Genomic DNA, 6,699 nt, shown 5'->3' on the forward strand with positions numbered 1-6,699 from the left:
GATATGAGTGACACATACACCCCCCCCGAGGTCTGGACATGGGAGACTGAATCAGGCGGCAAATTCGCTTCGATCAACCGCCCCGTCGCCGGGGCCACCCATAACAAGGAGATGCCGGTCGGCAAGCACCCGTTTCAGCTTTACTCGCTGGCCACACCCAACGGGGTCAAGGTGACGATCATGTTCGAGGAACTGCTCGCCGCCGGTCACGATGCCGAATATGACGCCTGGCGCATCGACATCGGCAAGGGCGATCAGTTCGCGAGCGGCTTTGTCGAGATCAACCCCAACTCGAAAATCCCGGCGTTGATGGATCGCACTGGCGATGCCCCGCTGCGGGTGTTCGAAAGCGGTTCGATCCTTATGCATCTGGCCGAGAAATTTGGGGCTTTCCTGCCCGCCAGCGGCCCGGAGCGCACCGAAACGCTCAACTGGCTGTTCTGGCAAATGGGCAGCGCGCCCTATCTGGGTGGCGGCTTTGGCCATTTCTACGCCTATGCGCCGGAAAAATGGCAATACCCGATCAACCGTTTCGCGATGGAGGCCAAGCGCCAGCTTGACGTACTGGACCGGCAACTGGCCAGCCGGCCCTATATCGCGGGCGATTCCTATTCGATTGCCGATATGGCGATCTGGCCGTGGTACGGTCAGCTTGTTCTTGGCCGCCTGTACAGCGCCGCCACCTTCCTTGACGTGAAAACCTACAAGCACGTCATGGCCTGGGCGGAAAAGATAGACGCCCGCCCGGCCGTGCAGCGCGGGCGCATGGTCAACCGAAGCTTTGGCGAGCCGCACATGCAGCTTCACGAGCGCCATGACGCGTCAGATTTTGACACCAGGACGCAAGACAAGCTCGCCCTCGCGACCTAAGCGCCGGGGTAAATACACACCGCAAAAGGGTTTCACACCCGGCCCGGATCGGGCATGACTGAATCCAGCACAGGAGATCGACCATGCCCGACCCAAAGACCCCGCTTCTTGCGGTATTGATCGACGCCGACAATGTCCCCGCCAAATACGCCCGCGCGATCCTGAAAGAGGTCACGAGCTATGGCGAGCCGGGATTGCGCCGGGTCTATGGCGACTGGTCAAGCCAGCAACTGTCCGGCTGGACCAAGACGGCACAGGAACTCGGCCTTGTCCAGCATCAGCAAACCGCCAACACCAAAGGCAAGAATGCCAGCGATATCGGCCTGGTGATTGACGCGATGGACATCCTGCATGCGGGCCATTTCAACGGCTTTGTCCTCGTCTCATCCGACAGCGATTTCACCCGCCTAGCCAGCCGCATCCGCGAACAGGGCCTGACCGTCATCGGCATTGGCGAGGCCAAGGCGCCGGATGCGCTCAAGAATGCCTGCAACCGCTTTGTCGCCATCGAGAACATCTATCAAAGCTCAGAGGACGCCCCGCAAAGCGCGCCCGCGCCGACGATGGACGTTCAGACCATGACCGCCGCGCGCGGGCTGATATTCGAGGCTATGGAAAAGATCGACCTTGACGATGAATGGTATCCGCTTGGCCGCATTGGCCAGCAGATACAGGCCGACAAGCCCGATTTTGACACCCGTAGCTATGGCAAGAAAAAGCTCAGTGACCTGATCAAGGAACTGAAGGTGTTCGAGACCAAATCAGGCCCCGGCAATCAGCTTTTGGTGCGCCGGGTCGATTAGGCAAATCCGTCAGGCCTCGGACGCCAGCCAGGCCCTGATCTCTTCATTCTGCGCCCCGCGCAGGGGGGGCGGCGACACCTGGCGCACCGATCCGTCAAACCGCGGCGCCGGGGCGGGGTTCACGTCATCCCCCTCATGCCGCCAGACCGCACGCGCGGCCATATGGGCCTCGGTCGCGGCCTCTTGGGGCGACAAGACCGGCGCCACGCAAGCGTCGGACCCGGCAAACACCTCCGCCCAATGGCTTAGAGGGTGTTGCGCAAAGATCGCCTCAAGCGCCGCCCCCTGTTCGCGCCAGGCAGAACGGTCATGCTGCGCGGCAAAAACAGGGAGGTCTTCAAGCCCGAGAAGCCGCAGGAACTCGGCGTAGAACTGTGGCTCAAGGCATTGCACGCTCAGATATCCGCCACAATGACAGCGATAGACCCGCGACCAATGCGGCCCGTCCAACAGGCTTTGACCCCGCTCTGTACGCAAATGTCCGCTCGGGGCCATCGACATCAAAAGCGCCATCATGTGCGCCGACCCATCGACAATCGCCGCATCGACCACCGTGCCAACCCCGGTGCGCCCGGCCTTTAACAGACCCGCAAGCACCCCGGCCACAAGATAAAGCGCACCACCGCCCACATCGCCGACCAGCGTCGGCGGCGTCTGGGGCGGGGTGCCGGGGGCGCCAGCATACCAAAGCGCGCCAGAGGTGGCGATGTAATTAAGGTCATGCCCCGACGTCTGGGCACGCGGCCCATCCTGGCCCCAGCCGGTCATGCGGCCATAAACCAGCCTTGGGTTGGCGCGCTGCATCTCTTCGGGACCAAGGCCAAGCCGCTCCATCACACCGGGGCGAAACCCCTCGATCAGAGCATCCGCGCGTATGACAAGCGCCTTTGCCACCTCAAGATCGGCAGGGTCCTTGAGATCAAGCGTGATCGAGCGTTTGCCCCGGTCCAGCAAGTTGCGCTCCCCGGCGACAAAGCTGCCTTTGCCGGGGCGGTGGATCACGATCACCTCGGCCCCAAGTTCGGCCAGCATCATCGCCGCAAAGGGCGCGGGGCCCAATCCCTCGATCTCGATCACGCGAATACCCGATAGCATGCCCTGTCCCTTTCCGATTTGCCCCAGATTACGCAGACAGACACGAAGGTGCCAGCCACCTTTGCGCCGCCAGAGCTTGCAGTTCTCTTGGCGACACGCCAACCCTGCGCTAGGGTTTGAGCAATCCCCGCAAGGCAAGGAGCGATACCAATGCAGATGAGTGACGAGCGCGATATCAAGGCAGATCGCGCAACGGTGTGGGCGGCCCTGCTTAGCCCCGAGGTTCTCAAGGAATGCGTGCCCGGCGCGCAAGAGGTGACCGGCACGCCCGAAGACGGGTTTGACGCGCTGGTCGTGCAAAAGGTCGGCCCGGTCAAAGCCACGTTCAAGGGCACCGTGACCCTGTCGAACATGGTGGAAATGGAAAGCCTGACCCTGACCGGCGAAGGCAAGGGCGGGGCTGCCGGCTTTGCCAAGGGCGGCGCCAATGTGCGGCTGGAAGATAGCGAAACCGGCACCCGCCTGATCTATGAGGTCGAGGCCAAGGTCGGTGGCAAGCTTGCCCAGCTTGGAAGCCGCATCGTCGACGGGTTTGCCAAGAAGATGGCAGAACAGTTCTTTAGCCGTTTTGAAGAGGTGCTTGAGGGCCCCAAGGAAGAGGACGACGCCCCGGAGGCGGAAAAGAAAGGCTGGCTGAAACGGTTGATCAGCTAGCGGCGCGCCTCGCTTTGCGCGATGATCCGGGCAATGCGCTCACCAATTGCGGCGCTTGCCTTGGGCGATGGGTGAATAAGGTCGATGCCGTGATAGCTTCGGTCGCCATGCGGCACCAGATCGGCCAGCGACAGGAAATGCACACCCCGGTCAAGCGCCGCCAGCCGCGCAGCGCGGCGATCCATCTCGTCGCCCTCATCGGTACAGCCCTCGATCGGCGAGGTGACACCCGGCGTGCGCATGTAACCCACGTAAATCACCTGTGCGCCTGTCGCCCGCATCCTTGAGGCAAAGCCGGGGATCGCACCGCGCCTGCCATCCTCGCTGATCAGCTTATCCATCCTGCGCCCGCAGGCCCCACAGCCACAGCCGAACAAGATGTCGTTGCCGCCACCGTTCAGTATGATCCAATCCCATTCCCCGACGCGGTATTGCTTGGGAATGCTCAGACCCGCCGCCCCGGAAATCGGCAGGCGATAGAGGAACCGCGCGCCCGACACGGCGCGATCGACAACCGGTTCTTTCAGGGTGCGCTCAACCCCGTTGGCCACGGAATGCCCCGTCATTCCATGCACCGCCAAAAGCGAATCGCCCATCAGCAAAATCCGCGATGGCGTGTCTCGGATCACACTTTCGGTGCAGCCAAGCAATGCAAATGCGGTCATAACAAGGGCGAACACGGGTTTGAGCATTTCAGGGTCACCTCATGATCCGGGGTGGCAGGCGAAGTCGTCTAGGCGATTGCGGGCAAAAGACCAAGACATGCTGTTTGAAATTGGTCAAAATCACGACACCGGCAAGGCATATAGCGCAAATCTGCACAGATCACTCTGCGCCATGGGATGTTGCACATTATGGCCAAAAGCCTAGGTTCGCCACAACTGCGAAAGAGGGTCAGAATGGCACCGATTGTAAAAGTGGATGACCTGCGCAAGGTCTATAAAGGCGGGTTCGAGGCGCTTCGCGGCGTGTCCCTGTCGATTGAAGAGGGTGAAATCCTTGCCCTTCTGGGCCCCAATGGCGCGGGCAAGACCACGCTTATATCCGCGCTCTGCGGCATCACCACCCCGACCGGCGGCAGCGCCTCGGTTGGCGGCCACGATATCGTGACCGGCTATCGTGCGGCGCGCGAGATGATCGGGCTTGTGCCGCAAGAGCTTGCGCTTGAGCCGTTTGAAAAGGTGGTCAACACGGTGCGCTTTTCCCGCGGCCTTTTTGGCAAACCGCATGACGGTGCGTTGATCGAGCGGATTTTGCGACAATTGTCGCTTTGGGACAAACGCAACAGCCGCATTCGCGAACTATCCGGCGGGATGAAACGCCGGGTGCTGATTGCCAAGGCGCTCTGTCACGAGCCGCGCGTTCTGTTTCTGGATGAGCCGACAGCCGGCGTCGATGTCGAATTGCGCCGCGACATGTGGCAGGTGGTCGAGGGCCTCAAGGCCGAGGGCGTCACCATCATCCTGACCACCCATTACATCGAAGAGGCCGAGGCCATCGCCGACCGCATCGCGGTGATCAACAAAGGCGAAATCCTCCTGGTCGAGAACAAGGCCGACCTGATCCGCCGCATGGGTCGCAAGACCCTGCGCATCGACCTCTCAGCGCCGGTTGATCGGGTGCCCGACGCCTTGCAGGATTATCACCTTGAACTGACCGGTGACGGTCAGGCACTGAAATACCATTACGACACCCAAGGCGATGGCACCGGCATCACCCGCCTGCTTCAGGCCCTGGCCAAAGAGGGCCTGTCGCTGCGCGATATCGAAACCCGTCAAAGCAGCCTCGAAGAGATTTTCGTCGGGCTGGTGCAAGAGGATGCGCAATGAACCTGCACGCGATATGGGCGATTTATGTCTATGAAATGAAGCGGTTTTTCCGAACCGTCATGGAAAGCCTGCTGTCACCGGTGATCTCGACCTCACTTTATTTCGTGGTCTTCGGCGCCGCCATCGGAAGCCGGATAGAGCAGGTCGAAGGCGTCGCTTACGGTGCCTTCATCGTGCCCGGTCTGATCATGCTGAGCGTAATGACCCAAGCGATCAGCAATGCCTCTTTCGGGATCTACTTCCCGAAATTCATCGGCACGATTTTCGAGCTGCTTTCGGCCCCGGTCAACTTTCTTGAGATCGTGATCGGCTATGTCGGCGCGGCGGCAACCAAGGCCTTGATGATCGGCGTGGTGATCCTGATCACGGCACAGATGTTTGTCGATCTCGACATTCAGCACCCGGTTGCGATGATCGCCTTTCTGGTGATGATCTGCCTGTCGTTTTCCCTGTTCGGCTTCATCATCGGCATCTGGGCCGAGAATTTCCAACAGCTTCAGCTTATCCCGCTTCTGGTGATCACCCCGCTCGTCTTCCTTGGCGGGTCGTTCTATTCGATCTCGATGCTGCCCCCCGCCTGGCAGACGGTGACCCTGTTCAACCCGGTGGTCTATCTGATCTCGGGGTTTCGCTGGTCGTTCTTCGGCACGGCGGATGTGGCCATCGGCGTTAGCCTCGCGGCAATCGGCGTGTTCTTCGCACTCTGCCTTGCGGCGGTTTGGCTGATCTTCAGGACCGGATACCGGATCAAATCCTGACCGCTTTCAGCGTGATCTTTTTACCCCGTCCCCGCCGCAATTGTGGCGGGTGACGCACCCACTGTGCTGCCCTGCCTTGTTTGTCGCGCCCCGGCACTCTACATCGGGCAATATGAAACATCTGATCCCCTTTCTGAACCGCAAACCGACTGTCGCGGTCATTCGTCTTGCCGGTACAATCGGCGCGGGCGGGCGCAGCCAGTTGAATGACGAGTCCCTTGGCCCGATCATTGAAAAGGCGTTTTCCAAAGGCAAACCGGTCGCGGTGGCGCTTGTGATCAACTCGCCGGGTGGCTCGCCGGTGCAATCCTCGCTGATTGCCGCGCGCATTCGTCGGCTGGCCGAGGAAAAGGACATCCCCGTACATGCCTTTGTCGAGGATGTCGCCGCATCGGGGGGCTATTGGCTTGCGACCGCCGCCGATGATATCTGGGCCGATCCCTCGTCGGTTCTTGGCTCGATCGGGGTGATTTCGGCCGGGTTCGGCGCGCAGGTCCTGCTGTCGCGGCAGGGGATCGAGCGGCGGGTCCACACCTCTGGGAAATCCAAAAGCATGCTTGACCCCTTCCTGCCCGAAAAGCCCGAGGACGTGACCCGGCTCAAGGGTATCCTGGAAGATATCCACGAGGCCTTCGTGACCCATGTCAAAACCCGCCGCGGGGCAAAACTTGCCGATAATCCGGATATTTT

General features: G+C 60.9%; 8 protein-coding genes. 6 read left to right on the plus strand and 2 right to left on the minus strand.

The window, feature by feature from the left end; genetic code table 11:
• The first annotated feature begins 3 nt into the window (after window positions 1-3).
• Both yghU and QZ522_RS06275 read left to right on the plus strand, forming a co-directional pair.
• The gene (yghU, locus tag QZ522_RS06270) at window positions 4-870 is read left to right on the plus strand and encodes a glutathione-dependent disulfide-bond oxidoreductase (protein WP_294608770.1); all 867 of its coding nucleotides are present in this window, start codon (window positions 4-6) and stop codon (window positions 868-870) included.
• An 83-nt stretch (window positions 871-953) separates the two neighbouring features.
• Window positions 954-1,673, plus strand: coding sequence for an NYN domain-containing protein (locus QZ522_RS06275; RefSeq protein WP_294608772.1), 720 nt, complete (start codon window positions 954-956; stop codon window positions 1,671-1,673).
• A 9-nt stretch (window positions 1,674-1,682) separates the two neighbouring features.
• Here the strand turns inward: QZ522_RS06275 and QZ522_RS06280 are convergent, their stop codons facing one another.
• Window positions 1,683-2,768 (minus strand): CaiB/BaiF CoA-transferase family protein, encoded by a 1,086-nt coding sequence (locus tag QZ522_RS06280; protein WP_294608774.1) that lies wholly within the window; start codon window positions 2,766-2,768, stop codon window positions 1,683-1,685.
• A gap of 150 nt (window positions 2,769-2,918) precedes the next feature.
• On the opposite strand from QZ522_RS06280, the gene QZ522_RS06285 reads away from it, so the two are divergent.
• Complete coding sequence (locus QZ522_RS06285) at window positions 2,919-3,422, plus strand: carbon monoxide dehydrogenase subunit G (protein ID WP_294608776.1); 504 nt, start codon at window positions 2,919-2,921, stop codon at window positions 3,420-3,422.
• On the opposite strand, the gene QZ522_RS06290 is transcribed toward QZ522_RS06285, so the two are convergent.
• On the minus strand, window positions 3,419-4,114 hold the full coding sequence (locus QZ522_RS06290) for an SGNH/GDSL hydrolase family protein (RefSeq protein ID WP_294608778.1): 696 nt from the start codon (window positions 4,112-4,114) through the stop codon (window positions 3,419-3,421). The two genes, QZ522_RS06285 and QZ522_RS06290, sit on opposite strands and share 4 nt — an antisense overlap.
• A gap of 207 nt (window positions 4,115-4,321) precedes the next feature.
• Here QZ522_RS06290 and QZ522_RS06295 point away from each other — a divergent pair, with 207 nt between their 5' ends.
• The 3 genes from QZ522_RS06295 to QZ522_RS06305 form a co-directional block, all read left to right on the plus strand.
• Window positions 4,322-5,251, plus strand: a complete 930-nt coding sequence (locus QZ522_RS06295; RefSeq protein WP_294608780.1) for an ABC transporter ATP-binding protein — start codon at window positions 4,322-4,324, stop codon at window positions 5,249-5,251.
• Window positions 5,248-6,009 carry an ABC transporter permease gene (locus QZ522_RS06300; protein WP_294608782.1) on the plus strand — a complete coding sequence of 254 codons (762 nt, stop codon included), beginning with the start codon at window positions 5,248-5,250 and terminating at the stop codon, window positions 6,007-6,009. Before QZ522_RS06295 ends, QZ522_RS06300 begins: the two co-directional genes overlap by 4 nt.
• A 112-nt stretch (window positions 6,010-6,121) precedes the next feature.
• Window positions 6,122-6,699, plus strand: a 578-nt coding sequence (locus QZ522_RS06305) for a S49 family peptidase (protein WP_294608784.1), incomplete at its 3' end; no start/stop codon positions are given.

The organism is uncultured Roseovarius sp. (genome assembly GCF_913054395.1).
Lineage (GTDB): Bacteria > Pseudomonadota > Alphaproteobacteria > Rhodobacterales > Rhodobacteraceae > Roseovarius.